A 25,594-nucleotide genomic window follows, 5' to 3' on the forward strand; every position below is an offset into this window, starting at 1 on the left:
CGGCTCCCCGGACCCGCTCACACGTAGTCCTCCAGCCGGGCCACGGCGTACCCCTTGTCCGTGACCACCTTCATGACCTGGCGGACCATGTCGGCCATGGTCCCGTTCCAGTCCGCGTGTCCGCGGAAGTGGGTCAGGATGATGTCGCCGGGGTGCAGGTCGCGGTCCCACTCGCGCCACTCCATGTGGTCGGTGAACGCCTCTTCCGCCCACAGGGGGGCGGCCGTGATCCCGCACGACTTGGCGGCCTTGAGGGTGTCCTCGTTGTAGTTCCCGTACGGCGGCCGCAGCAGCCGGGGACGCTTGCCGGCCCACTGGCCGATCTTGTCCTGCTGGTCGCAGATCTCGTGCCGCTGCTCCTCGTAGGAGAGCGCCGGCATGTAGCGGTGGTTGAGGGTGTGGTTGTTGAGCGTGACCCCGAGGCCCTGCATCTTCTTGAAGTACTCGTGGTCGTCCTTGACCAGGTAGTCACTGAGGAACGCGCTGTAGGGGATGCGCAATTCCTGCATCATCTTCAGGAAGGCCGGGTCCTTCTCGGCGCCGTCGTCGATCGTCAGGAAGACGATCTTGTCCTTGGTGGGGACGGTGGTGAAGACGGGCGGCAGCGAGTCGCCGCCGTCGGTCTCGAACCCCGGCCGGTTGGTGATCTTCGGCTTGATCGCGGGCGCCGGCGGGGCCAGCAGCGGCGGCTTGGCGAGCCCCCACTTCTTGACCGCGGCGAGCCGGGCTACTTCGGCGCGCTTGGCCTGCTCGGCCTGACTGAGGGCTCCGGCTGCCCCCTGCTTGGCGGCCTGCGGACCCGGCCTGCCCGCGTCCTCGGAGGAGCAGCCGGAGGCGAGCAGGGCGGCGGCGAGGGCCAGAACGGCGCAGGCGGCCTTGGTTCTGATTTTTCCCTTTTGTCGTACTAGTTGCATGGCGCCGCATCCTGTCAGGCGCGGCCCCCGCGACCCGTACGACACCGCCGTCACGGCCGCACCATCGCCCGCCTGGCCCACAGCGAGCCCACGACTGGACGACAATGACGGGGTGAACGACCTCGACACCTTCTCCCTCCTGCTGGCCGACGAGGGCCGCGCCCTGCTCGCATCCCTGCGGGAGTACGACCCGTCCCAGGAGCTCGCGGTCGCCACCCGGCTGCGCCGCGAGCACGACGCGGGGCTCGTGTCGGCGGCGCTGGGGCAGGCGCGGCTGCGGCAGCGGGCGGTGGCGAAGTTCGGGGCGGCGGACGCGCACCGGATGTACTTCACGCCCAACGGTGTCGAGCAGTCGACCCGCACCTCGGTCGCCACCCATCGCGCGCGGGCCTTCGCGTCCCGGGGCGTACGCAGCGTCGCGGACCTGTGCTGCGGCATCGGCGGTGACGCGCTGGCGCTCGCGCGGGCCGGGATCTCGGTCCTCGCGGTCGACCGGGACCCGCTCACGGCGGCGGTGGCACGGGCCAACGCGGAGGCTCTGGGCCTCGCGGACCTCATCGAGGTGCGGTGCGCGGACGTGACGGACATCGACACGTCCGGGTACGACGCGGTGTTCGTGGACCCGGCGCGCCGCGGCGGGCGGGGCCGCATCTTCGACCCGGAGGCCTACTCGCCACCCCTGTCGTGGGCGACGTCGGCGGCCCTCGCCGCGCCCTTCGCCGCGCTGAAGATCGCCCCGGGCATCCCGCACGAGGCGATCCCGCCGCAGGCCGAGGCGGAGTGGATCTCGGACGGGGGTGACGTGAAGGAGGCGGTGCTGTGGTTCGGCACCGGCGTGACCCCGGGCGCGGTCCGCGCCACCCTGCTGCCGTCGTCCGCCTCACTGCGGTCGGCGGCGCCGCTCGCCGCGCCGCCGGTGGGGGCGGTGGGGCGCTATCTGTACGAGCCGGACGGCGCGGTCATCCGCGCGCATCTGGTCGCCGAGATCGTCGAGCGGTGCGCGGGGCGTCTGATCGACGAGACGATCGCGTACGTGACGAGTGACGAGCGGTACGTGTCGCCGTACACCTCGGCGTACGAGATCACCGATCAACTCCCGTTCAACCTGAAGAAGTTGAAGGCGTTGTTGCGGGAGCGGGGGGTGGGGGTGCTCACGGTGAAGAAGCGGGGGTCGGCGGTGGAGCCGGAGGAGATCCGGCGCCGCGTCAAGCCCTCCGGGCCCGGTGCGGCGACGGTCTTCCTGACCCGCGTGGCCGGCGCCCCCACCATGCTGATCGGCCACCCCCTCCCCCCAACCGGGGCTCCGCCCCAGACCCCGCTCGCGCCTTGAGGTCGCTCGTCCTCAATCTCCCCCAAGGCCTTAAGGACCAGGGGACCCCCATGACGGGCTGGGTATGCCTCCACCGAGCCCCGTAAGGGGCGCGGGGAACTGCGCGAGAAGCGGGCACGACCCGCACACGAAGGCGGGTTTCAGGGGCGCGAGGAACTGCGCGGGAAAGCGGGCACGGCCCGCAGACGAGAACGGGCCTTAGGGGCGCGGGGAACTGCGCGGGGTGGGTCAGGCCAGGTCCGTGAGGTCTTCCGCGTAGATCTGGGCGAGGGGCTGAGGCCCCACATAGCGCTGGCAGTTGCACTGCCCCGATTCGAACCGCAGCGGCTTCTTGTTCTCGTCCCAGGCGACCGGAACCTCAACCCGCTCATGACACTTCCCCGCCTTGTCATGCTTGGCCAAGTGGTGCGTGCACCCGCACACCGGCTCGGGCGCCTTGTGCGCGGCCTCCACGGCGAGCCGCTCCTGCTTCGCCGCCTCCAGCCGCTCCATCTTCCGCTCGTGCCGAGTCCGCAGCGCCGTCCGGGCGTTGTCGATCGCCCAGCCGAATCCGCCCATCCAGAAAACGATCAGGAACCACCAGTACCAGGCCATGACGGCCGTCCTTCCCCCGGGCCGCGCCCCAGCACGACGCGGCGATGCTCCAGGATAGAGCGCACTGTTTCAGCGCGCCCGCGCACCCGCACCCGCCCCCGCACCCACCAGCGAGCGCTGCACCCAACGCCGGTACGCCGCTGCCTTCGCCACGCCGACGAGCCCCGTGAGCCAGCAGATCAGGCCGAGCCCCATGCCGTAGACGACGAGGGCGTACGTGTCGTGGCCCGGCTCAGCGGTCGCGGGCAGCACCAGGCAGACGGCGAGCCCCGCCCCGCACAGGACGACCGAGGGCACCAGCCAGGCGAGGCTCAGGCCCGGCCTTCGCAAGTTGCGGTCGAGCACGGGATCGCGGTCCAACTCGGCCCATTGGCACAGGAGTTGACGTATCCGGCGATCCTTGCGCAGACCGAACCCCACGGCGAGACCGGCGGGAACCATCACGCCGAGGCCGAGCAGCAGCAGGAGTCCGCCCACGATCGCGGTGAGGACGTCGGTGAGCGAGGTGAGCGCCGCGCCGACCAGCGACCAGCCCAGCGCCAAGAGCGCCGCCCACAGCCAGAGCAGGCCGAGCCGCCCGGCCCCCAAGTACCCCTTGACCAGGGCCTCCAGAGCCTGAGCTCGGTCGGCGAGCAGCGCGTTGCGGTCGCGCCAGGCGCGTATCTCGACCGGCGGGGGCGAGGGAGGGAGCGGCGGACGGGACGACATGCGCCAGAGGCTATCCGGGGCGCCCCCGGGTTGGGCGGCCGACCTGGGTCATGTTCACAACAGTCGACCGAATCCCTTCCCTCCGGGCGCCGGCCCGGCTCCGCGCGATCCGCCCGTCACGCGTCCCGGAGCGTCTGGAGGTCGAGCTTCTTCATGCCCATGACCGCCGCCATGACCCGGTCGGTCTTCTCCGCGCCCTGGCCGAGCAGCTCGGGCAGTTCGGCCGGAACGATCTGCCAGGACAGTCCGTACTTGTCCTTCAGCCACCCGCAGGGGCCTTCCTCGCCGCCTTCGCCGAGCTTGGTCCAGAACCGGTCGATCTCCTCCTGGTCCTCGCAGGCCACCGCGAGCGAGAGGGCCTCGGTGAAGGTGAACTGCGGGCCGCCGTTGAGGGCGATGAAGTGCTGGCCGGCGAGGTAGAACTCGACGGTCATGACCGTGCCGGTCTCGCCCGGCGCCGAGGCGGCGTAGTGGGTGATCCCCGCGACGCGCGAGTCGCCGCCGAAGACGGAGATGTAGTGGTTGGCGGCTTCCTCCGCCTCGCTGTCGAACCAGAGGAAGGGGGTGATCTTCTGGGTGATCTTCGCGGTCATCGTCGGCCTCCTAGCCGTCGCCGGTCCCCTTGTGGGCGGCTACACCAGGGAGACCGGCCCCGCGTGCGGAACTCATCGCGGTACGGCCGGGAAACACCGCCTTTTCCTACGGACCGGCCGTACCAGCACATCACCGCGGACAACGGGCGGCAACATGTGACCGTGGCGGGGTCCCCCGGCCCCGCCCGCGTCCGGCACGATCAGCCGCGTCGCCGGCACGATCCGCCCGGACGGGCCCTAGCCCTCCGCGATCTCGCGCACCTCCGACGTGATGTCCCACTCCTTCTCGTGGGTCCGGAGGAAGCGCTTGGTCCACTCCAGCGCCTCCGCCTTGTCCTTGGCCTGGATGATCGCGTATCCCCCCACGACCTCCTTGGACTCGGTGAACGGGCCGTCGGTGACGGTCATTTCACCGCCGTTCCAGCGGACCCGGGTGCCCTCGGCGGCCCCGGTGAGCCCGGCGGTGTCCAGGAGGACCCCGGCCTTGGTCATTTCCTCGATCAGCTCGCCCATCCGCTGCATGAGCTCGGCGCTCGGGCCGCCCTCGGGGGCGTTGTTCTCGTCGATGCGGAGCATCGTCAGGTAGCGCGGCATGGCCGGTCTCCGTTCGGTTCTGTGCGGGTCTGCGTGCGTGACGCGGGGAGGTTTTCCCCACCTCTCACTCCTACGTCGAACGGGAGCCGCCCGGATCGACACCACCCCGGAGAAATCTTCCGAATTCCCGCGGCCCGCGTTTTCACCGGTCAGGACCTCAGGACGTCAACACCACGAGCCGCTGGGTCGCCCTGGTCATCGCGACATAGCGGTCGACGGCCCCCTCGATGCCGGTGCCGAACCCCTCCGGGTCGACGAGGACCACCAGGTCGAATTCGAGCCCCTTGGACAGCTCCGGGCTGAGCGACCGCACCCGGGCCGTGGCACGGAAACCGGGATCTCCGATCACGCAGGCGATCCCGTCCGCGTGCGCGGCGAGCCAGGTCTCCAGGACCGAGTCCAGGTCCGCGACGGACCCGTGAGCGACCGGAATGCCGCTGCCGCGCACGGAGGCCGGCACGTTGGCGTCGGGCAGGGCGGCGCGAATGACCGGTTCGGCCTCCGTCATCACCTCTTGAGGGGTGCGGTAGTTGATGCTCAGGGAGGCCACCTCGGCCCGGTCGAGTCCGATCCGCTCCAGGCGTTCGGTCCACGACTCGGTGAATCCGTGCCTGGCCTGGGCGCGGTCGCCGACGATGGTGAAGCTGCGCGAGGGGCAGCGCAGCAGCAGCATCTGCCACTCCGCGTCGGTGAGCTCCTGGGCCTCGTCCACGACGACGTGCGCGAACGGCCCCGCGAGCGGGTCGGGCTCGGCCGTGGGCAGGGCGCTGTCGTCGATCAGGGTGTCCTGGAGGTCCTTTCCGCGCAGCATCCTCAGCGCGCCCTCGCTCTCGTCGCCCGCCGAGTTGAAGTCGGATGCCGAGATGATCTCGGCGATGACGCCCGACATCCGTTCCCGCTCCGTGGCGACCACCGCGTCGTGGCGCCGCCTGCGCCGCTCCGTCTCCGGGTCGCCGAGCCGCTGGCGGGCCGCGTCCAGGAGCGGCAGGTCGGACACCGTCCAGGCCCGCGCGTCCGCACGTCGCAGCCTGCGTACGTCGTCGGGGCCCAGCCAGGGCGCGCACATCCGCAGGTAGGCCGGGACCGACCACAGGTCGCCGACCACGTCGGCCGCTTCGAGCAGGGGCCACGCGCCCGCGAGGGTGTCGGTCAGCTCGCGGTCCAGGCGCAGCGCCTGGCGGAACTCGTCGAGGGTGACGTCGTCGCCGTCGTACCGGTCGAAGAGGATCGCAACGAGCGCCTCCCAGACCTGTTCGCGGCCCTCGTTGTGCGGGGTGCCGGGGCCGGGCGCCCCGAAGGCCTCGGCCCAGTCGTCGGCGGTCAGGCGCAGGTCGCACCAGGGGGTGGTGACGGTCACGGTCCCGGTGGGCGGCTCCTCGTAGAAGGCGACGGCCTTCTCGATCGCCCCGACCATGTCCGCGGTCGACTTGAGCCGGGCCACCGCCGGGTCGCCCTCCTCCTCGGCGTCGGCGCCCTCCGTGACGAGGTCGCGCAGGATGCACGTCCGTACGCCCTCCTCGCCCAGGCTGGGCAGTACGTCGGCGACATAGTCCAGGTAGGGGCGGTGCGGGCCGACGAACAGGACGCCGCCGCGCCGGTGGCCCAGGCGCGGGTCGGAGTAGAGCAGGTAGGCGGAGCGGTGCAGGGCGACGACGGTCTTGCCGGTGCCGGGGCCGCCGTCGACGACGAGCGCGCCCCGCGAGCCCGCGCGGATGATGGCGTCCTGGTCGGCCTGGATGGTGGACAGGACGTCGTGCATCCGGGCCGAGCGGTTGGTGCCGAGGCTCGCGATGAACGCGGACTGGTCGTCCAGAGCCGCGTGTCCTTCGAGTCCGTCCGCGCTGAACACTTCGTCCCAGTAGTCGCTGATCCGGCCCGCCGTCCAGCGGTAGCGGCGGCGGCTCGCCAGGCCCATCGGGCCGGCGTGGGTCGCCGCGAAGAACGGTTCGGCGGCCGGGGAGCGCCAGTCGGTCAGGAGGCGGCGGCCCTCGCTGTCGGTGAGCCCGAGGCGGCCGATGTAGAGCGGCTCGGGGTCGTCGGCGGCGACGATGCGCCCGAGGCACAGGTCGAGGCCGAAGCGGCGCAGGGTGCGCAGCCGGCCGGTGAGCTGGTGGACCTCGATGTCGCGGTCCATGGCGGCCCGGCCGATGCCGCCGGGTGCCCGGCGCAGCTCGTCGAGACGGCCGGAGAGTTCGGTGATCGTTTGGTCGAGGGTGCGGGCGATGGCGGCGAAGTGCCGCTCGTCGCCTCCGATCAGCGCCGGATCGGCCTTGGCGGCAAGACGGTCGGGAAGGTCGAACGCGCTGGAGGATCCAGATACCGACAACTGCACACGCACTTCGTGAAACTCCCATTTCCGCAGGTACTGGCCCGAGGCCAGTGATTCTGCGGCACGATGGGGGCCTTGCCGCAAGCCCCCCAGTGCGCTATATCTTGATAGTGGCGAGGAGAGCACGTACTCCTCGCCTTTTTGTTTTCCCGCCCGCGCGATGATTACGGTTGCGGACTCCCGGCCTGCGAACTCCCGACCTGCGGACTCCAGGCCTTTAGACGTAATCCTCCAGGCGGGCCACCGTGAAGCCCTGTTCCTGTATGTGGCGCAGCATGTTCGCCGTCATCTGCGTCATGGACGTGCCCTTGAGTTCCTTGGGGCCACGGAAGTGCGCCAGGATGATGTCGCCGGGGTGCAGCTTCTTGTCGCCGCGCTGGTACTGCATGTTGGTGATCTGCATCGACTCGCGCCACAGCACCATCGCCCGGATGTCACAGGACTTGGCGGCCGCGCGCGTGTTCTCGTTCCAGTTGCCGTACGGGGGCCGGAAGAGCCCGGGTGCCGTGCCGTACTCCTTGCCCAGCTTCTTCTCCTGGGTGCATATCTCGTTCTTCTGCGCGGCCTCGCCGAGCGTGCGCAGATTGGGGTGCGAGAGCGTGTGGTTCTCTATGGAATTGCCGAGGCCCTGCAGCGGTTTGAAGTAGCCGTAATCGCCGCGGATGATGTCGTCGGTCAGGAACATCGTGAAGGGGATCTTCAAGTCCCGCATCATGTCGACGAACTTGGGGTCCTTCTCGGCCCCGTCGTCGAACGTGACGAAGACGATTTTCTCCTTGGTGGGTATGTCGCTCACCACCGGCACCTCGCCCGGCTTGCCCTTCACCGGCTTCTCGGCCGGCGGCGCGGGCAGCGCCGCGAAGGGCTTGAGTCCCCACTTCCGGTACGCGGCCTCGATGGCAGCCGCGTCGTCGCGCGGGGACGACGACGCCGGGGGCGCATCCCCGTTCTTGCCGTCCGGAGTCGCGCCGGCCGCAGCGCCACCGCCGCCGCCCGAGGAACAGCCCGCGATCATCAGAAGACCGAAGAGAGCCGCACCGACAGCCTTCTTGCGCACGACAACCCCGCCCATCACTGGCCCTGTCCGTCATCAACTTACGCACAGGTGGATGACATAAAGGGTCACAGGGTTGCCTCAAACGATCGACCAGCGACAGTCGCGCCGCCCGGAGCTGCGCTCAGCCGACCGACTCGAAGCGCCAGCGGTGCACCGGCCGGGCCACCAACCCGCCCGCAGGCTCCGGGAGTTCGGGCAGCTCGGCGTCGTAGGGCGCGTCCCACCAGGTGATGACGAGCACCCGGTCGCCGTCCGCGCGCAGGATCTCGCGGCGCAGCGGCGAACCGGCCACCGGGTGCTCCCGCACCCAGGCGAGCAGATCGCCGCCCCGGCCCTCGGCGGCCCGCGCCTCCCACATCAGGGCGACGGTCATGAGTACAGGTTCTTCTCGCCGACCTCGTGCACGTGATCGTGGCCGTGCGCGTGGGAGTGCGCGTGGGAGTGCGCGTGGGAGTGCGCCCCGCCCGGTGCCCCCGCCTCGCCCGGTACGTGCGGCTCGGTCACCGGCAGCGAGGAGTCCGCGGAGAGCTCCAGGTCGGAGGCGGGCCGGTTCCTGGCCACCATCTCGGCGCCGAGCGCGGCGACCATCGCGCCGTTGTCGGTGCACAGACCGGGCCGCGGCACCCGCAGCCGGATGCCGGCCTTCTCGCAGCGCTCCTGGGCGAGCGCGCGCAGCCGGGAGTTGGCGGCCACGCCGCCGCCGATCATCAGATGGTCGACGCCCTCGTCCTTGCAGGCCCGTACGGCCTTGCGGGTCAGCACGTCCACCACGGCCTCCTGGAAGGACGCGGCCACGTCCCGCACCGGCACCTCCTCGCCCGCGCTCCGCTTGGCCTCGATCCAGCGGGCCACCGCGGTCTTCAGGCCGGAGAAGGAGAAGTCGTACAGCGGGTCGCGCGAGCCGGTGAGGCCGCGCGGGAACGCGATCGCCTTCGGGTCGCCCTCGCGCGCGAGCCGGTCGATGACCGGGCCGCCGGGGAAGCCGAGGTCGAGCACCCGGGCGATCTTGTCGAAGGCCTCGCCCGCCGCGTCGTCGATGGTGGCGCCGAGCGGGCGGACGTCCGCGGTGATGTCGGGGGCGAGCAGCAGCGAGGAGTGGCCGCCGGAGACGAGCAGCGCCATCGTCGGCTCGGGCAGCGGCCCGTGCTCCAGCTGGTCGACACAGATGTGCGAGGCGAGGTGATTGACCCCGTACAGCGGCTTGTTCAGGGCGTACGCGTACGCCTTGGCGGCCGAGACGCCGACGAGCAGCGCGCCCGCGAGACCGGGGCCCGCGGTGACCGCGATGCCGTCGAGGTCGCGCGCGGAGATCCCTGCGGTCTTCAGGGCGCGCTCGATGGTCGGCACCATCGCTTCGAGGTGGGCCCGCGACGCGATCTCGGGGACCACGCCGCCGAACCTGGCATGGGTGTCCACGCTGGAGGCCACGGCATCGGCGAGCAGCGTCGTCCCGCGCACGATGCCGACGCCGGTCTCGTCGCAGGAGGTCTCGATGCCCAGTACGAGCGGTTCGTCAGCCATCAGTCAGTCTCTTCTGTTCCTTGGACGTATTCCTGGACGGTCAGTCGCATCACGAGCGCGTCCACATTGCCCGGCTGGTAGTAGCCGCGCCGGAACCCGATGGGCTCGAAGCCGAAGCGCTCGTAGAGCTTCTGGGCCCGGGTGTTGTCCACGCGCACTTCGAGCAGGACCTCGTCGCACTCGAAGGCGGTGGCGTGCTTGAGGAGATCGGTCAGGAGGCGGGCGCCGAGCCCGGTGCCCCACTGGTCGCGGGCGGCGGCGATGGTCTGGACGTCGCCAAGGTCACCGGCGGCGGCGAGCCCCGCGTAGCCCACGAGCCGCCGCTCCCCGTCGTCGAAGGTCTCGGCGACCACGTAACGGCGGGTGGCGCCGGGGCCCCGGGCATGGGCGAGTTCGGACCAGAACATCCCCTCCGACCAGGCGTCCTCGGGGAAGAGTTCGTGTTCGAGGTCGAGCACGGGCGCGATGTCCCACCAGCGCATCTCGCGCAGGACGGCCCCGGTCGCTTCGGTCACTTCGGGGTGACCACCTTGTAGTTCTTGGGCACCTGCGCGTCCGGCCGGCGCAGGTACAGCGGCGTCGGCGGCAGGAAGGGCGTGCCCTCGGCGAGCTTCTCGGCGGCGAGCGAGGCGAGCGCGCCGGCCGACTGGTGCTCGGGGCCGAGCGCCTTCGGGAACGCCTCCGGGTAGAGCACCGCGCCCTGGCCGACGACGGGCAGGCCGCTCAGCTCCTCCGCGATGTCGGCGGGCCGGTCGACCCCGGGATCGCCCGCGCGCGTACGGAAGTCGTCGTAGCGGGCCCAGTAGACCTCCTTGCGGCGGGCGTCCGTGGCGACGACGAACGGTCCTTCGATGCCGGAGGCGTAGGCGAGTCCGTCCAGGGTGCACAGACCGTGGACGGGCACGCCGAGCACCGAGCCGAAGGTCGCGGCGGTGACCAGGCCGACGCGCAGTCCGGTGTAGGGGCCGGGACCGACCCCGACGACCAGGTCCGTCACGGTGTCCAGGGCGAGACCGGCCTCGGCGAGCACCCGGTGGACGGCGGGCAGCAGCAGTTCCCCGTGCCGGCGGGCGTCGATCTGGCGGGCCTCGGCGACGACGGAGGAGCCGTCGTGCAGGGCGACGGTGACGGCGGGGGTGGCGGTATCAACGGCGAGCAAGAGCACGCGAACAGCCTACGACCAAGGCGGCGGGGGCACGGCGTCCCGCCCGAGCCGTCACCTGCTGCTACCGTCAGCCGCAGGTATGACCGTAGACATGCACGTACGTACGAAAGGGGAAGCCCAGGTGGCAAGGAGCAGCACGGGATTCGTGGCCGGGCTCACCGCGGCCGCTCTCGCGGTGGTCGGCTTCCTCGCCTATCAGGCTTCGGCGAGCGCGCCTCCGGCCGCCGACCTGGCGGCCCCCAGCAGCAGCGCGTCCGCGTCGGCCAAGCCGTCGCACCTGCCGCCCGCGGGCTCCCCCGCCGTCAAGCCCGACCTGTCGGTGCCGGCCAACTCGGGCACCGGGGTGCGGGTCGTGTACTCGCTCGGCGCCAAGCGGGTGTGGCTGGTGGGCGTCGCCAAGACGCCGCGGACCTTCGCCGTCGTACCGTCCGCGATCAGCCCGAAGCCGGGCACCTACATCGTGACCTCGCGGACCGGGCACACCACGGGCTCGGACGGGGTGGCCATCGAGCACGTCGTGGTGTTCACGACCAGCAAGAACGTGGTGGTCGGCTTCAGCGCCGCGGTGAACGACTCGATGTCGAGCCCCAAGACGGAGAAGAAGACCGGCGGGATCCGCATGAAGCGGGCCGACGGCGACGCGATGTGGGCGTTCGCGACGCACAACTCGAAGGTCGTCGTCGTCCCGTAGCCCGCGCGACGCCACTCGATGGGACTACGCGGCGTCCTGGCGGGCGTCACCCTCGTCGGCGGCCGGAGCGCTCTCGCGCGGCGGGGTCGACACGGCGCTCGCCGCGGCGCACGAGGCGAGCAGATCGTGTATCGACACCCCGAGCGGTGCCGGGACGCCCCGCGGGGCCTGTGGCTTCGCTTCGCGTTCCGGCACGGTCATGGCGGCCTCCTGGGGCTGCGGAAGAAGGCGCGGTTAGGCAGACCTAACCAGGTCTCTTACTCCATGTGACCACGCCTGGTGCGACCGGCGCAACATTTTGCCGACGTCTTGTCGGAACGTACGGTGCGCTCCAGCCGCGCGCGGCCGCCGCCTCAGAGATTCTCGACCCCGGCGCCCGCCCAGCGGGATCCGATTCCGGTGACGGTCACCGTCCTGCGGTCGTCGTCGCTCTCGCCCACGGCCCGGTCGATGAGCACCTGGAGCCGGTCGTCGGAGAGCTCCTCGACCTTGCCCTCGCCCCATTCGACGACCACCACGGACTCGGGCAGCTCCACGTCGAGGTCGAGGTCCTCCATCTCGTCGAGCCCTCCGCCGAGCCGGTAGGCGTCCACGTGCACGAGGGCGGGGCCGCCGACGAGCGAGGGGTGGACCCGGGCGATGACGAAGGTGGGCGAGGTCACGGCGCCGCGCACGCCGAGGCCCTCGCCGAGACCGCGGGTCAGGGTCGTCTTCCCGGCGCCGAGCTCCCCGGTGAGCATCACGAGGTCGCCGGGGCGGAGCAGTTTGGCGATGCGGCGCCCCAACTCCTGCATTTCGGAAGGTGAGTCGAGGGTGAGGATGGTGCCGGCGTCAGCCGCCGGGCTGCTGTGCGGTGCTTCCATACGTCCCAACGTTAGCGGCCTGCGGCACCGCACCGACCCGGGCCAGGAGGTCGGCGAGACGGTCGGTGACCGTCTCGGGGTGCTCCAGCATCACCAGGTGGCCGCCGTCCGGCACGATGACCAGCTCGGCGTCGGGGAGCAGATCCGCGATGGCCTCGCTGTGCGAGCTGGGCGTGACCAGGTCGCGGTCGCCGGCCAGGACCAGGACGGGGACCTCCGCGAAGATCGCGAGGGCCGCCGTCTTGTCGTGGTCGGAGAAGGCCGGGTAGAACTCCGCGACCACGTCGATCGGGGTGCTCTCGATCATCCGCTCGGCGAACCGGGCGATCGCCGGGTCGACGTCCTTCGAGGAGAACGAGTACCGCTTGATCATGCCCGCGAACAGGTCGGCCGTGGCCCGCCGCCCGCGCTCCACCAGCTCGGCCTGCGAGCCCAGCGCCTTGAGCACGCCGGGCAGTACCCGCCGCACCGCGTTGACACCGGCGACCGGAAGCCCGTAATTGACCTCGCCCAGCCTGCCCGAGGACGTACCGACGAAGGCGACGCCCACGACGCGGTCGCGGATCAGCTCGGGGTACTGGTCGGCAAGCGCCATGATCGTCATGCCGCCCATGGAGTGGCCGACCAGGACGAGCGGGCCCTCGGGCGCGGCCGCGTCGATGACGGACTTCAGGTCGCGGCCCAGCTGGTCGATGTCGATGGGCACGCCGTCGCGCTGCGCCTTGCCGCGGTCCGAGCGCCCGTGGCTGCGCTGGTCCCAGTGCACCGTGCGCAGCACGCCGCGCAGCGCCGCCCGCTGGAAGTGCCAGGAGTCCTGGTTGAGGCAGTAGCCGTGCGAGAAGACCACGGTGACCGGGGCCGGCACCTTGCGCCCGAACAGCCGGCGCTTGCGCGAGCCGTGGGCGCCCGCCTCCGGCTCCACCTCGTCGCACTCGTAGTGCAGGACCGTCCCGTCGTCGGCGACCGCCCTGCCCGGTGTGCCGCGCAGTGCCCCGTAGGGCCCGGACGCGTCGAGGGCGAGCCTCGCCTTCCTGCGCATGCCGCGCCCGACGGTCAGCCGCTCCATGGCCACACCCGCCGCCGCGCCCGCGGCGACCACGCCTATCGCGGCGCCCGCGATCGAGGCCAGACGCCAGGTGCCCGCCGCCGACTGGACGTCCCGGACCGCGGATACGACGGCGTCCCCCGCACTGGTCTCGCTCACCGTGCCGCTCCGCTCCTGCTCGTCGCCGCTCTTACCGTTCCCGACCCGTGTCCGTGTCCGTGACTGCGTGCTCGTGCTCGTTGACGTAGACGCGGGGAACCCGCGCACCGATGCGCGTCACGATCTCGTAGGCGATGGTGTCCGCCGCCCGCGCCCAGTCCTCGGCCGTCGGCTCCCCCCGGTCGCCCGGCCCGAACAGCACGGCCCGCGCACCCGCCTCGACGGTGTCCCCTTCAAGGTCGACCACGAACTGGTCCATGGCAATGCGGCCCGCCGCGGTCCGCACCTTTCCACCCACCAGGACCGGGCCCCGCCCCGAGGCGTGCCGCGGAATGCCGTCGGCGTATCCGAGCGGGACGAGACCGAGGGTGGTCTCGCTCCTGGTGACGTACTGATGCCCGTAACTGACACCGTGACCCGCCGGTACGTGCTTGGACAGGGCGACCGACGCCGAGAGCGTCATGACCGGCCGCAGCCCGAGCTCCCGCGCGGTGCCGAGCTCGGGCGCCGGAGAGACGCCGTACAGGGCGATGCCGGTGCGGACGAGGTCGAAATGGGACTCGGGGAGGGTGAGGGTGGCGGGCGAGTTGGCGATGTGCCGCACCTCGGGGGTGGCGCCCGCCTTCTCCGCGTACGCCGTCATCTCCTGGAACACCGAGAGCTGGGCCGCGATCGAGGGGTGGCCGGGCTCGTCGGCGCACGCGAAGTGCGACCACAGGCCGGTGACCTCGACCCCGGGGGCGGCGAGCGCCGCGTGCACCAGTTCCGGCCAGTCGGCGGGCTGGCAGCCGTTGCGGCCGAGCCCGGTGTCGGCCTTGAGCTGAACCCTGGCCGTGCGTCCGGCGGCGCGGGCCGCGTCGGTGACCTCGCGCAGCGCCCACATCCCGCTCACCGAGACGTCGATGTCCGCCTCGATCGCCTCGCGCCAGGGGTCGCCCGGCGTCCACAGCCAGCACAGCATCCGGCCCTCGACGCCGGCCGCGCGCAGGGCCAGCGCCTCGTGCGGGGTGGCGGTGCCGATCCAGGTGGCGCCGGCCTCCCGTGCGGCCCGCGCGCACGGCAGCGCGCCGTGCCCGTAGCCGTCCGCCTTCACCACGGCCATGAGCTGCGCGCCCGGTGAACAGGCGCGCAGCGTCCGGACGTTGGCACGCAGCGCGCCCAGGTCGATCTCGGCGCGGGCGCGCCCGGCGGGGTATTGAGTCATCGCGGTCATCGCGCCAAGTCTCTCAGAGCGTACGAGGACCGTACGCGGACCCGGATTGTGCCGCGGGACACACCCGCTCAGGTGCCCTCGCGGTGCCCCCACACGTAGACGGCGTCTCCGGTGCGCAGGGCGCCCCAGAGGCTGCGCGCGTCGGCGAGCGTGAGGTTCACACAGCCCTGGCTGCCGACGGTGGTGTAGACGCTGTGGTAGATCGCGTGGAAGGCCTGGCCGCCGTCGAAGAACTGGGCGTAGGGCATGGACTGGTGGTAGATCGTCGACCAGTGGTTCTTGTGCCGCCAGTAGACCTTGTGCCAGCCGGCCCGGGTGGGGAGCGAGGCCCGCCCGCTGCGGATCGGCACCGGACCGTACGTCACCTTCGTTCCGGTCTGCACCCACATCAGCTGCCGCGCGAGGTCGACGCAGGCCACCCGCGTCTTCTTGACGGGGCACTTGTGCGCGGCGTTGGGGTTCTTGCGGGCGGACAGGAACTGCATCCGCGACCAGGTGACCGGTCCTGCGAAGCCGATGGTCGGTGAGATGCCCTGCGCCTGCTGGAACTTGCGGATCGCCGCACAGTCGGCGGGTGACTGCCGTCCGTCCGCCCTGAGCCCGAGCCACTTCTCGACCTGGCGCTGGTGCGGCCCTGTCTTGGCGGTGCAGCTGCCCGGCTTGGCGGCGACCTCGCTGAGCGGTACGTACTCGACGAGCCGGTACGTGCCGGCGGGAGCCTCGGCGGGCTCGGCCCGGTCCTCGTCGGCGCCGGGCTGGTACACGAGCGGCGGCAGCACCTGGTCCGGCGTGTCGAGCGGCCCCGCCTCCCCGCCGACCGGCACCCCGGGCACGAGCGCCTCGCTGGCGCCGGGCGCGGCGTTGCCCGGGGCGGGCGGGGCGGGGGGTGCGGGGGTGACGGGCCTGAGGCTCGGCGGGGGCGGGTCACCCGGCCCGGGGGCGTCGCCCGTTCCGGGGGCGGTTGTTCGGGGTGTGGTGGGGCCCGTTCCGGGTGTGGTGGCGCCCGGGGCGGTGGGGCCCGTTCCGGGGGTGGTGGGGCCGGGGGCGGCGGCGCCCAGCGTGAGCGCGGCCGCGAGTACGAGACCGCAGGTGCCCCATTTATAGCGTTTACTAGGTGTTCGTCCATGGCTCATGCCCCCAGCGAACCCCCCACCCCCGGCGTGTCGCGGAAGCCGCGCGGCAGGTGTCACCCCGGGGGTGTGTTCGCCTTGGCCGGGCGGGGCGGGCGGGCGGGCTGTTCCCCGCGCCCCTAACCCCGCTTTCGTCTGCGGACCGTGCCCGCGCCCCGCGCAGTTCCCCGCGCCCCTAAAACCCCGTTTTCGCCTGCGGGCCGTGCGTAGTTGCTCGCGCAGTTCCCCGCGCCCCTTGAACGGCGGGTTTTCGGGTGCGGACCGTGCCCGCGCCCCGCGCAGTTCCCCGCGCCCCTGAAACCCGCCTTCGGCTGCGGGCCGTGCCCGCTTCTCGCGCAGTTCCCCGCACCCCTTGAACGGCGGGTTTTCGGGTGCGGACCGTGCCCGCGTCCCGCGCAGTTCCCCGCGCCCCTGAAACCCGCCTTCGGCTGCGGGCCGTGCCCGCTTATCGCGCAGTTCCCCGCGCCCCTGTAGGGCACCCGGCGCCGACGGCTCGCGCCCACCGCGGCGGAGCCGCGCGATGTCACAGCCCCGCGCCCCTAGCTACTCGGTGCCGGCCCGCATGGACACCCTCAGCCCGTCATGGGGGTCCCCCCTGGCCCTTAAGGCCTTGGGGGAGATTGAGGACGAGCGCCCTTCAGGCGCGAACGGGGGTCTGGGGGCGGAGCCCCCAGGGAGCCGCACCCCTCAAGTAGCCGCACGGGCGGGAGGGTGGGTGGGAAAACGCGTCGGGGGCTGGGGCGGAGCCACAGGGAGGGGGGTCGTCCCAACCCCGCCGCACGGGCTGGGCCGGGCTCCGGCGGAGCCAGGGGATTGGGGGTGGAAGGAATCGGGGAGAGTGGGCGGCATGCGTACCGCCTACCGCGTTGAAACCGTCCGCGCCGCCGAGGCCGACCTCATGCCCCACCTCCCCCACGGCACCCTCATGCAACGAGCCGCCGCCGGCCTCGCTGCAGCCTGCGCCGACATCCTCGGCCGGGTGTACGCCGCAAGGATCGTGCTGCTCGTAGGCAGCGGGGACAACGGCGGCGACACGCTGTACGCGGGGTCCCGCCTGGCCCGCCGGGGCGCCGCCGTCCACGCCGTACTGCTCAGCCCCGACCGCACCCACCCCGAAGGCCTCGCCGCGCTGAAGCGGGCCGGCGGCCGGGTCGCCGACGACCCCTTCGAGGTGCTGGCCGCCGCCGACCTCGTACTCGACGGCATCACCGGCATCGGAGGCCACGGCGGGCTGCGCCCCGACGCGGTCCCCGTAGCCCGCGCCGCCCGCGGCTCGGGCGCGGTGGTCGTCGCCGTCGACCTGCCGAGCGGCGTGGACGCGGACACCGGCGAGGTGGCGGGCGAGGCGCTGCGGGCCGACGCGACGGTCACGTTCGGGACGTACAAGCCGGGCCTGCTCATCGACCCCGCGCGGGAGTACGCGGGCGCGGTGCGGCTGATCCCCATCGGGCTCGACCTGCCGTCCGTACCGGAGGTCGAAGCCCTCCAGCACGCCGACGTGGCGGACCTGTTGCCCACCCCGGCCGGGGAGAGCGACAAGTACCGCAGGGGTGTCGTCGGGGTCGTCGCCGGCTCGGCCCGCTATCCGGGCGCGGCGGTCCTCGCGGTCGCCGGCGCGCTGCGGGGCGGCGCGGGCGCGGTGCGGTACGTCGGGCCGGGCGGGGACGCGGTGCTCGCCCGCTTCCCCGAGACCCTGGTCTCGGACGGCCCGCCCGCCAAGGCCGGGCGGGTCCAGGCGTGGGTGGTGGGCCCGGGGCTCGGCGACGGGCCCGGCGTGGACGACGTGCTCGCGTCGGACGTCCCGGTCCTGGTGGACGCGGACGGGCTGCGCGGGCTCGACCCCCGTACGGTACGGGCCCGCTCGGCGGACACCCTGCTCACTCCGCACGCGGGTGAGGCGGCGGCGCTGCTCGGGGTGGCCCGCGAGCGGGTCGAGGCGGAACGGCTCGCCTCGGTACGGGAACTGGCGGAGCGGTTCGGGGCGACGGTGCTCCTGAAGGGCTCGACCACGCTGGTCGCGGGGCCGGACGGGCCGGTACGGGCCAACGCGACCGGGACGCCCTGGCTAGCCACGGCCGGCAGCGGCGACGTGCTGTCCGGGCTCGCGGGGTCGCTGCTCGCGGCGGGGCTCGGTGCGCGGGACGCGGCGTCGGCGGCGGCCTACTTGCACGGGCTCGCCGGACGGCGGGCAGCCCAGGGTGCGCCGACGACGGCATACGCGGTGGCCGAGGCGCTGCCGGCGACCTGGCGCGACATCACCCACCCCGCCTGACCCGGGGCTCCGCCCCAGACCCCGTTCGCGCGTTTTCCCGCCCCCCGCCCGTGCGGCAACTCTGAAGGCGCGGCCCCCCTGGGGCTCCGCCCCAGACCCCGTTCGCGCCTTAAGGGCGCTCGTCCTCAATCTCCCCCAAGGCCTTAAGGGCCAGGGGGGACCCCCATGACGGGCTGAGGATGCCTCCACTGAGCCCCGTAAGGGACGCGAGGAACTGCGCGAGCAACCGTCCACGGTCCGCACACGACAACGGGGTTAGGGGCGCGAGGAACTGCGCGAGAAGCGGGCACGGTCCGCACACGACAACGGGGTTAGGGGCGCGGGGAACTGCGCGAGCAACCCAGCACGGCCCGCACCCAAAACCCCCCGGAGGGAATCGTCACCCCTCCGCAATCACCACCGCGGACGCGACCCCCGCATCATGGCTCAGCGAAACGTGCCAATGCCGAACCCCCAGCTCCCCCGCCCGAGCCGCGACGGTGCCCCGGACGCGGAGCCGTGGCTGCCCGCTCCCCTCCACGTACACCTCCGCGTCCGTCCACAGCAGCCCCGCCGGCGCACCCAGCGCCTTCGCGAGGGCCTCCTTCGCCGCGAAGCGGGCGGCCAGCGAGGCGACGCCACGCCGCTCGCCGCTCGGCAGCGTCAACTCGCTCTCCACGAAAAGCCGTTGGAGCATCGCGGGGGTCCGTTCGATGGACGCCCCGAACCGCTCGATCTCGGCCACGTCGATGCCGACCCCGATGATCACTCGACCCCTCCCTCACTCACGCACCGCTCCACCCTCGCCCACCCACTCATCCACTCGCTCGCCCACTCGCCCCCCCGACCGCCTCACTCCACCTCACTCCACCTCACTCCACCGTCACAGACTTGGCCAAGTTTCGCGGCTGGTCCACCTCGTTGCCCCGGGCCGTCGCCAGCTCGCAGGCGAAGACCTGGAGCGGCACCGTCGCCACCAGGGGCTGGAGCAGGGTGGGTGTGGCCGGGATGCGGATGAGGTGGTCGGCGTACGGGACGACCGCTTCGTCGCCCTCCTCCGCGATCACGATGGTCCGCGCCCCGCGCGCCCGGATCTCCTGGATGTTCGAGACGATCTTGTCGTGCAGGACCGACCGGCCGCGGGGCGAAGGGACGACCACGACCACCGGCAGGTCCTGCTCGATCAGCGCGATCGGACCGTGCTTCAGCTCGCCCGCCGCGAACCCCTCCGCGTGCATGTACGCGAGCTCCTTGAGCTTGAGCGCGCCTTCGAGGGCGACGGGGTAGCCCACGTGCCGGCCGAGGAAGAGCACCGTGTCCTTGTCGGCGAGCGAGCGCGCCAACTCCCGTACCGGCTCCATGGTTTCGAGGACGCGGTCGACCTCGGTGGCGATCTCGGCGAGGTCGCGCACGACGTCCCCGATCTCGTCGCCCCACTTGGTGCCGCGCACCTGGCCCAGGTACAGGGCGACGAGGTAGCAGGCCACCAGCTGGGTGAGGAACGCCTTCGTGGAGGCGACGGCGACTTCGGGGCCGGCGTGCGTGTAGAGGACCGCGTCGGACTCGCGCGGGATCGTCGAGCCGTTGGTGTTGCAGATCGCCAGCACCTTCGCCCCCTGCTCACGGGCGTGCCGCAGCGCCATCAGGGTGTCCATGGTCTCGCCGGACTGCGAGATGGCGATGACCAGGGTGTGCTGGTCGAGGATCGGGTCCCGGTAGCGGAACTCGCTGGCCAGCTCCGTCTCGCACGGGATCCGCGTCCAGTGCTCGATGGCCAGCTTCGCGATCATGCCCGCGTGGTACGCCGTGCCGCATGCCACGACGACGACCTTGTCGATCTCGCGCAGCACCTTGTGCGGGATGCGCAGTTCGTCCAGGGTCAGCGAGCCCGCCCCGTCGATCCGGCCGAGCAGCGTGTCGGCGACGGCCTTGGGCTGCTCGGCGATCTCCTTGAGCATGAAGTAGTCGTAACCGCCCTTCTCGGCGGCGGAGGCGTCCCAGTCGACGTGGTACGAGCGGGTCTCGGCCGGCGCCCCGTCGAAGTCGGTGACGGTGACGCCGTCGCGGCGCAGCTCGACGACCTGGTCCTGGCCCAGTTCGATCGCGGAGCGGGTGTGCGCGATGAACGCGGCGACGTCGGAGGCGAGGAAGGCCTCGCCCTCGCCGACGCCCACCACGAGCGGCGAGTTGCGCCGCGCGCCCACCACGACGTCCGGCTCGTCGGCGTGCACCGCGACCAGCGTGAACGCGCCCTCGAGGCGTCCGCACACCTGACGCATGGCCTCCGCCAGGTCCTGGCAGGAGGAGTAGCTCTCGGCCAGGAGGTGCGCGACGGTCTCGGTGTCCGTCTCGGACTCCAGCCGGTGCCCGCGTTCGGCGAGCTCGGCCCGCAGCACGGCGAAGTTCTCGATGATCCCGTTGTGCACGACGGCGACGCGCCCGGCGTTGTCCAGGTGCGGATGCGCGTTGACGTCCGTCGGCCCGCCGTGCGTGGCCCACCGGGTGTGCCCGATGCCGGTGGCCCCGGCGGGCAGCGGCGCTTCCAGGAGCGCCTTCTCCAGATTGATCAGCTTGCCGGCCTTCTTCGCCCCGGCAAGACCGCCGTCGGCGAGCACCGCGACGCCCGCCGAGTCGTAGCCGCGGTACTCGAGCCGCTTCAGCCCCGCGAGCACGACGTCCAGCGCCGACTGCCCGCCCACATAACCCACGATTCCGCACATGGCGGCAGCCTACGACCGGCGCCCCCCATTTCCGTCTCACCCGCGCGTGCGACCCTTCGTCCGCATTTCGCGGCTTACGGCAAGTGACCCACCCCACCCCCCACGCACGTCATACAGCCGCAACAATGGAGTCGTGATCACTTCGCCGCCACGGAGCGCCCACCGCAAGCCGGAGGCGACTCCCTATGTGGACCTGACACGCGCAGAGTGGAGCGCGCTGCGTGACAAGACGCCGCTGCCGCTGACCGCCGACGAGGTCGAGCGCCTGCGCGGACTCGGCGACGTCATCGACCTCGATGAAGTGCGCGACATCTATCTGCCGCTGTCCCGGCTGCTCAACCTGTACGTGGAGGCGACCGCTCATCTGCGCGGCACCCTCAACACGTTCCTGGGCGACGCGGGCAACGGGCACGGCACCCAGCACGGCACCCCGTTCGTCATAGGGGTCGCCGGGTCGGTGGCCGTGGGCAAGTCGACGGTGGCCCGACTGCTCCAGGCGCTGCTCGCCCGCTGGCCCGAGCACCCGAGGGTCGAGCTGGTCACCACCGACGGCTTCCTGTATCCGATGGCGGAGCTGGAGCGGCGCGGCCTGATGTCGCGCAAGGGGTTCCCCGAGTCGTACGACCGCCGGGCGCTGACCCGGTTCGTCGCGGACATCAAGGCGGGCAAGGACGAGGTCACCGCGCCCGTCTACTCGCACCTGATCTACGACATCGTGCCGGACGAGCGGCTCGTGGTGCGCCGCCCGGACATCCTGATCGTGGAGGGCCTCAACGTCCTTCAGCCCGCCCTGCCCGGCCAGGACGGCCGCACCCGGGTGGGCCTCGCGGACTACTTCGACTTCAGTGTGTACGTCGACGCCCGTACCGAGGACATCGAGACCTGGTACCTCAACCGGTTCCGCAAGCTGCGCGAGACGGCCTTCCAGAACCCGTTCTCGTACTTCCGCAAGTACACCCAGGTCTCCGAGGAGGAGGCCCTGGACTACGCCCGTACGACCTGGCGGACCATCAACCGGCCCAACCTGGTGGAGAACGTGGCGCCCACGCGCGGCCGCGCCACCCTCGTCGTGCGCAAGGGACCCGACCACAAGATCCAGAAGATCTCCCTGCGCAAGCTCTGACGCTCCGACCCCCACGAGGAACCGTGCTGCACCTGCGTCTGATCGTGCCCGCCGACCGCACCGACGAGGTGGTCCGCACCGTGGAGTCGACGGTGGGCACCGCCCACCTCGTGGTGCTGCCGGGCGCGGCCCGCAACCCGGTGGGCGACCTCGTGCTGTGCGACGTGGCCCGCGAGGCCGGTGACACGCTCATCTCCGCCCTGCGGGCGATGGGTCTCGACCGCGACGGCTCGATCGCCGTCGATCACATCGATCTCTCGCTCTCACGGCGCGCCGACAAGGCCGAGGCGGATGCCCCGGGCGAGGGCGCCGACGCGGTCCTGTGGGAGTCGCTGACCGACGCCACGCACGAGGAGTCGACGCTGTCGGTGACCTACGTGGCGTTCCTCGCCCTCGCGACGATGCTCGCGGCGTGCGGTGTGATGCTCGACAACGCGATCCTGATCGTGGGCGCCATGGCGGTGGGCCCCGAGTTCGGGCCGCTCGCCGGAATCTGCACCGCCCTGGTGCGGGGCGCCCCGCGCCTCGCGTGGCGCTCCCTGGTCGCGCTGGTGGTGGGCTTCGCCGCCGCCATGCTCCTGACCGCCGGGTTCGGGTGGCTGATGGAGCTGCTCGGCCTCTTCGACCAGTCGATGATCGAGGCGCCCCGGCCCAACACCGCGTTCATCTTCCAGCCCGACTGGATGTCGTTCGTGGTGGCGTTCCTGGCGGGTGTCGCGGGAACGCTCTCTCTCACCTCGGCGAAGTCCGGTGCGCTGATCGGCGTGGCGATCTCGGTGACCACGGTCCCGGCCGCGGCCAATGCCGCGATGGCGTTCAGCTACGAGGACTACGGCCAGGCCTGGGGCTCCAGCTGGCAACTGCTCGCCAACCTGGGCGGCATCGTCCTGTCCGGGACGTTCACGCTGCTCGCCCAGAAAGCCCTCTGGGCGAGACAGCGCAAGCGTCGACCGGCCTAACCCAGCGTCGACTTGACCACGTCGGCGAGCCGGCCCGCGACCGAGCGGGCGTGCTCGATGTCGGCGGCCTCGACCATCACGCGGACCAGCGGCTCGGTGCCGGAGGGGCGCAGCAGCACCCGCCCGGTGGCGCCCAGCTCGCGCTCGGCCTCGTTGACGGCGACCCCCAGTTCGGCGCAGGTCGCGACGCGGGACTTGTCGACGTCGGGGACGTTGACCAGGACCTGCGGCAGGCGCGTCATCACCCCGGCGAGGTCGGCCAGGGTGCGGCGGGTCGCGGCGACGCGGGCGGCCAGCATCAGGCCGGTCAGCGTGCCGTCACCGGTGGTCGCGTGGTCCAGGATGATCACGTGGCCGGACTGCTCGCCGCCGAGCGCGTACCCGTGCTCCTTCATCGACTCCAGGACGTAGCGGTCGCCGACGCCGGTCTGGACGAGCTGGATGCCCTCGCCCTCCATGGCCAGCTTGAAGCCCAGGTTGGACATCACGGTGCCGACGACGGTGTTGCCGCGCAGCGTGCCCGCCTCGCGCATGGCGAGCGCGAGCACCGCGAGGATCTGGTCGCCGTCGACCTCGTTGCCCTCCGCGTCCACGGCGAGGCAGCGGTCGGCGTCGCCGTCGTGCGCGATGCCGAGGTCGGCGCCGTGCTCCACGACGGCCGCCTTGAGGAGGTCGAGGTGGGTGGAGCCGCAGCCGTCGTTGATGTTGAGCCCGTCCGGCTCGGCACCGATGGTGACGACCTCGGCGCCGGCCCGCGCGAACGCCTCGGGCGAGACCCGGGCGGCCGCGCCGTGCGCCTCGTCCAGGACGACCTTCAGGCCGTCGAGGCGGTTGGGCAGCACCCCGATGAGGTGGGCGACGTACCGGTCGAAGCCCTCGCCGTAGGAGCGGATGCGGCCCACGCCGGCGCCGGTCGGCCGCTCCCACGGGGCGCCCGTGCGGTGCTGCTCGTAGATCGACTCGATGCGGTCCTCCAGCTCGTCGGCGAGCTTGTGGCCGCCGCGCGCGAAGAACTTGACACCGTTGTCCGGCATGGCGTTGTGGCTGGCCGAGAGCATCACGCCGAGGTCGGCGCCGAGCACGCCGGTGAGGTACGCCACCGCGGGGGTGGGCAGCACACCGACCCGCAGGACGTCCACGCCCGCGCTCGCGAGGCCCGCGACGACCGCGGCCTCGAGGAACTCTCCCGACGCCCGGGGGTCACGCCCGACCACGGCGGTCGGCCGATGCCCCTCGAAGGTCCCCGCTTCGGCGAGCACATGTGCCGCCGCGACCGACAGGCCGAGCGCGAGCTCCGCCGTCAGATCCGAGTTGGCGACACCGCGCACGCCGTCCGTGCCGAAGAGTCGTCCCACGTCTGTCCTCCGAAAACCTGAAAATGCGGGGTAGATAACTGCGGGGTAAATAACTGCGGGGTGGATAGACGAACGCCCCGGCAGCACGGAAGGTGCTGCCGGGGCGAACGAGAGCCGTAGTGGCAGGCGCGGATTTAGCGCTTGCTGTACTGCGGAGCCTTGCGGGCCTTCTTGAGACCGGCCTTCTTGCGCTCGACCGCACGGTCGTCGCGGGAGAGGAAGCCGGCCTTCTTGAGGGTGGCGCGGTTGTTGTCCACGTCGGCCTCGTTCAGCGCGCGGGCCACGCCGAGGCGCAGGGCGCCGGCCTGACCGGACACGCCGCCACCCGAGATGCGGGCGATGACGTCGTAGCGGTTGTCGAGCTCGAGCACCTTGAAGGGCTCGTTGACTTCCTGCTGGTGGACCTTGTTCGGGAAGTAGTCCTCGAGCGTACGCCCGTTGATCTTCCACTTGCCGGTGCCCGGAACGATCCGGACGCGGGCGATGGCGTTCTTGCGACGGCCCAGGCCGGCGGCCGGCTGCGGGTCGCCGAAGCGGGACGCCATCGACTCGGTGGTGTACTCGCCCTCGACGGGGACCTCGGACTCGAAGGTGGTGACCTCCGCGTAGGTCTCTTCGCCCTCGACGGGGGTCTCGACAGTGGTCTCGGCCACGATGCTCCTCAGATTCTTTTCTGTCTTAGGGGGTGTGGCCGGAACTACTGCGCGACCTGGGTGATCTCGAACGGCACCGGCTGCTGGGCAGCGTGGGGGTGCTGGTCGCCCGAGTAGACCTTCAGCTTCGAGAGCATCTGACGGCCCAGGGTGTTCTTCGGGATCATGCCCTTGATGGCCTTCTCGACGGCCTTCTCCGGGTTGTTCGCCAGGAGGTCGTCGTAGCGCACCGCGCGGAGACCGCCCGGGTAGCCGGAGTGGCGGTAGGCCATCTTCTGGGTCTTCTTGTTGCCGGACAGGTGAACCTTGTCGGCGTTGATGATGATGACGAAGTCACCCATGTCCATGTGGGGCGCATAGACGGGCTTGTGCTTGCCGCGGAGGAGGTTCGCGGCGGTGGTCGCCAGACGCCCCAGGACGACGTCCTGGGCATCAATGACGTGCCACTGGCGAGTGATGTCGCCGGGCTTGGGGCTGTACGTACGCACTTCGTAGCCTTCGCTTCTTAGTGGATGGGGTCCAAACACATTTGCACCCTGAAGCGATCATGCAGCTGGGACTCACAGTGCCGGGGACACTGCCCGTATGCGAGTCACTGGTAACTGCTCCAGAGAACCTGCGTAAGAG

Annotated in this window: 26 protein-coding genes; 5 read left to right on the forward strand and 21 right to left on the reverse strand. The window is 71.7% G+C overall.

Translation table 11 applies throughout. The features are described 5' to 3' along the window. Positions 1-17: 17 nt before the first annotated feature. Positions 18-914, reverse strand: coding sequence for a polysaccharide deacetylase family protein (locus OG432_RS12720; protein WP_328310880.1), 897 nt, complete (start codon positions 912-914; stop codon positions 18-20). Here OG432_RS12720 and OG432_RS12725 point away from each other — a divergent pair. Next, positions 913-2,244 (forward strand): class I SAM-dependent methyltransferase, encoded by a 1,332-nt coding sequence (locus tag OG432_RS12725; RefSeq protein WP_328310882.1) that lies wholly within the window; start codon positions 913-915, stop codon positions 2,242-2,244. The two genes, OG432_RS12720 and OG432_RS12725, sit on opposite strands and share 2 nt — an antisense overlap. Before the next feature lie 228 nt (positions 2,245-2,472). On the opposite strand, the gene OG432_RS12730 is transcribed toward OG432_RS12725, so the two are convergent. From OG432_RS12730 to tsaB, 10 genes are all read right to left on the reverse strand, one after another. Then, a complete protein-coding gene (locus OG432_RS12730; RefSeq protein ID WP_328310884.1) occupies positions 2,473-2,838 on the reverse strand; it encodes a hypothetical protein in 366 nt (121 codons plus the stop codon). A gap of 69 nt (positions 2,839-2,907) precedes the next feature. Further along, positions 2,908-3,546: a hypothetical protein gene (locus OG432_RS12735; RefSeq protein WP_328310885.1), complete on the reverse strand. Its 639-nt coding sequence runs from the start codon at positions 3,544-3,546 to the stop codon at positions 2,908-2,910. A 116-nt stretch (positions 3,547-3,662) separates the two neighbouring features. Beyond that, positions 3,663-4,139: a VOC family protein gene (locus OG432_RS12740; protein ID WP_328310887.1), complete on the reverse strand. Its 477-nt coding sequence runs from the start codon at positions 4,137-4,139 to the stop codon at positions 3,663-3,665. Positions 4,140-4,376: 237 nt separating this feature from the next. Continuing rightward, positions 4,377-4,733 carry a YciI family protein gene (locus OG432_RS12745; protein WP_328310889.1) on the reverse strand — a complete coding sequence of 119 codons (357 nt, stop codon included), beginning with the start codon at positions 4,731-4,733 and terminating at the stop codon, positions 4,377-4,379. Between the two features lie 157 nt (positions 4,734-4,890). Beyond that, positions 4,891-7,065 (reverse strand): RNA polymerase recycling motor ATPase HelR, encoded by a 2,175-nt coding sequence (gene helR, locus OG432_RS12750; protein WP_443058380.1) that lies wholly within the window; start codon positions 7,063-7,065, stop codon positions 4,891-4,893. A 214-nt stretch (positions 7,066-7,279) separates the two neighbouring features. Next, positions 7,280-8,119, reverse strand: coding sequence for a polysaccharide deacetylase family protein (locus OG432_RS12755; RefSeq protein ID WP_328310893.1), 840 nt, complete (start codon positions 8,117-8,119; stop codon positions 7,280-7,282). Positions 8,120-8,240: 121 nt separating this feature from the next. Further along, the gene (locus OG432_RS12760) at positions 8,241-8,492 is read right to left on the reverse strand and encodes a hypothetical protein (protein WP_328310895.1); all 252 of its coding nucleotides are present in this window, start codon (positions 8,490-8,492) and stop codon (positions 8,241-8,243) included. Continuing rightward, positions 8,489-9,640, reverse strand: coding sequence for a tRNA (adenosine(37)-N6)-threonylcarbamoyltransferase complex transferase subunit TsaD (gene tsaD, locus OG432_RS12765; RefSeq protein WP_328310897.1), 1,152 nt, complete (start codon positions 9,638-9,640; stop codon positions 8,489-8,491). The genes OG432_RS12760 and tsaD overlap by 4 nt, the downstream gene beginning before the upstream one ends. Next, the gene (gene rimI / locus OG432_RS12770) at positions 9,640-10,122 is read right to left on the reverse strand and encodes a ribosomal protein S18-alanine N-acetyltransferase (RefSeq protein ID WP_328315086.1); all 483 of its coding nucleotides are present in this window, start codon (positions 10,120-10,122) and stop codon (positions 9,640-9,642) included. The genes tsaD and rimI overlap by 1 nt, the downstream gene beginning before the upstream one ends. A 29-nt stretch (positions 10,123-10,151) precedes the next feature. Further along, positions 10,152-10,805: a tRNA (adenosine(37)-N6)-threonylcarbamoyltransferase complex dimerization subunit type 1 TsaB gene (tsaB, locus tag OG432_RS12775; protein ID WP_328310898.1), complete on the reverse strand. Its 654-nt coding sequence runs from the start codon at positions 10,803-10,805 to the stop codon at positions 10,152-10,154. A gap of 145 nt (positions 10,806-10,950) precedes the next feature. On the opposite strand from tsaB, the gene OG432_RS12780 reads away from it, so the two are divergent. Continuing rightward, positions 10,951-11,496, forward strand: a complete 546-nt coding sequence (locus OG432_RS12780; RefSeq protein WP_328315087.1) for a hypothetical protein — start codon at positions 10,951-10,953, stop codon at positions 11,494-11,496. Between the two features lie 24 nt (positions 11,497-11,520). On the opposite strand, the gene OG432_RS12785 is transcribed toward OG432_RS12780, so the two are convergent. From OG432_RS12785 to OG432_RS12805, 5 genes are all read right to left on the reverse strand, one after another. After that, the gene (locus tag OG432_RS12785; protein WP_328310899.1) at positions 11,521-11,697 is read right to left on the reverse strand and encodes a hypothetical protein; all 177 of its coding nucleotides are present in this window, start codon (positions 11,695-11,697) and stop codon (positions 11,521-11,523) included. 152 nt (positions 11,698-11,849) lie between these two features. Beyond that, positions 11,850-12,359, reverse strand: a complete 510-nt coding sequence (gene tsaE, locus OG432_RS12790) for a tRNA (adenosine(37)-N6)-threonylcarbamoyltransferase complex ATPase subunit type 1 TsaE (protein WP_328310901.1) — start codon at positions 12,357-12,359, stop codon at positions 11,850-11,852. Further along, the gene (locus tag OG432_RS12795) at positions 12,328-13,563 is read right to left on the reverse strand and encodes an alpha/beta fold hydrolase (RefSeq protein ID WP_328310903.1); all 1,236 of its coding nucleotides are present in this window, start codon (positions 13,561-13,563) and stop codon (positions 12,328-12,330) included. Before OG432_RS12795 ends, tsaE begins: the two co-directional genes overlap by 32 nt. 31 nt (positions 13,564-13,594) lie before the next feature. Further along, positions 13,595-14,767, reverse strand: a complete 1,173-nt coding sequence (alr, locus tag OG432_RS12800; RefSeq protein ID WP_328315088.1) for an alanine racemase — start codon at positions 14,765-14,767, stop codon at positions 13,595-13,597. A 77-nt stretch (positions 14,768-14,844) separates the two neighbouring features. Beyond that, positions 14,845-15,909 carry a L,D-transpeptidase family protein gene (locus tag OG432_RS12805; RefSeq protein ID WP_328310905.1) on the reverse strand — a complete coding sequence of 355 codons (1,065 nt, stop codon included), beginning with the start codon at positions 15,907-15,909 and terminating at the stop codon, positions 14,845-14,847. Positions 15,910-16,753: 844 nt separating this feature from the next. On the opposite strand from OG432_RS12805, the gene OG432_RS12810 reads away from it, so the two are divergent. After that, positions 16,754-18,178: an NAD(P)H-hydrate dehydratase gene (locus OG432_RS12810; RefSeq protein WP_328310907.1), complete on the forward strand. Its 1,425-nt coding sequence runs from the start codon at positions 16,754-16,756 to the stop codon at positions 18,176-18,178. A 379-nt stretch (positions 18,179-18,557) separates the two neighbouring features. On the opposite strand, the gene OG432_RS12815 is transcribed toward OG432_RS12810, so the two are convergent. Continuing rightward, positions 18,558-18,926, reverse strand: a complete 369-nt coding sequence (locus tag OG432_RS12815) for a holo-ACP synthase (RefSeq protein WP_328310909.1) — start codon at positions 18,924-18,926, stop codon at positions 18,558-18,560. 103 nt (positions 18,927-19,029) lie between these two features. Continuing rightward, complete coding sequence (gene glmS, locus OG432_RS12820; RefSeq protein ID WP_328310910.1) at positions 19,030-20,877, reverse strand: glutamine--fructose-6-phosphate transaminase (isomerizing); 1,848 nt, start codon at positions 20,875-20,877, stop codon at positions 19,030-19,032. Between the two features lie 133 nt (positions 20,878-21,010). Here glmS and coaA point away from each other — a divergent pair, with 133 nt between their 5' ends. Beyond that, positions 21,011-22,000, forward strand: coding sequence for a type I pantothenate kinase (gene coaA / locus OG432_RS12825; protein ID WP_267055827.1), 990 nt, complete (start codon positions 21,011-21,013; stop codon positions 21,998-22,000). A gap of 23 nt (positions 22,001-22,023) precedes the next feature. Continuing rightward, the gene (locus OG432_RS12830; protein WP_328310914.1) at positions 22,024-22,959 is read left to right on the forward strand and encodes a DUF389 domain-containing protein; all 936 of its coding nucleotides are present in this window, start codon (positions 22,024-22,026) and stop codon (positions 22,957-22,959) included. Here the strand turns inward: OG432_RS12830 and glmM are convergent. From glmM to rplM, 3 genes are all read right to left on the reverse strand, one after another. Beyond that, positions 22,956-24,314, reverse strand: a complete 1,359-nt coding sequence (gene glmM, locus OG432_RS12835; RefSeq protein WP_328310916.1) for a phosphoglucosamine mutase — start codon at positions 24,312-24,314, stop codon at positions 22,956-22,958. The genes OG432_RS12830 and glmM overlap by 4 nt on opposite strands. A gap of 134 nt (positions 24,315-24,448) precedes the next feature. Further along, entirely contained in the window at positions 24,449-24,967 is a 519-nt protein-coding gene (gene rpsI, locus OG432_RS12840) for a 30S ribosomal protein S9 (RefSeq protein ID WP_328310918.1), read from the reverse strand. 44 nt (positions 24,968-25,011) lie between these two features. Then, positions 25,012-25,455: a 50S ribosomal protein L13 gene (gene rplM / locus OG432_RS12845; protein ID WP_328310920.1), complete on the reverse strand. Its 444-nt coding sequence runs from the start codon at positions 25,453-25,455 to the stop codon at positions 25,012-25,014. Positions 25,456-25,594: the final 139 nt, after the last annotated feature.

This window comes from Streptomyces sp. NBC_00442, from assembly GCF_036014195.1.
Taxonomy (GTDB): Bacteria; Actinomycetota; Actinomycetes; order Streptomycetales; family Streptomycetaceae; genus Streptomyces.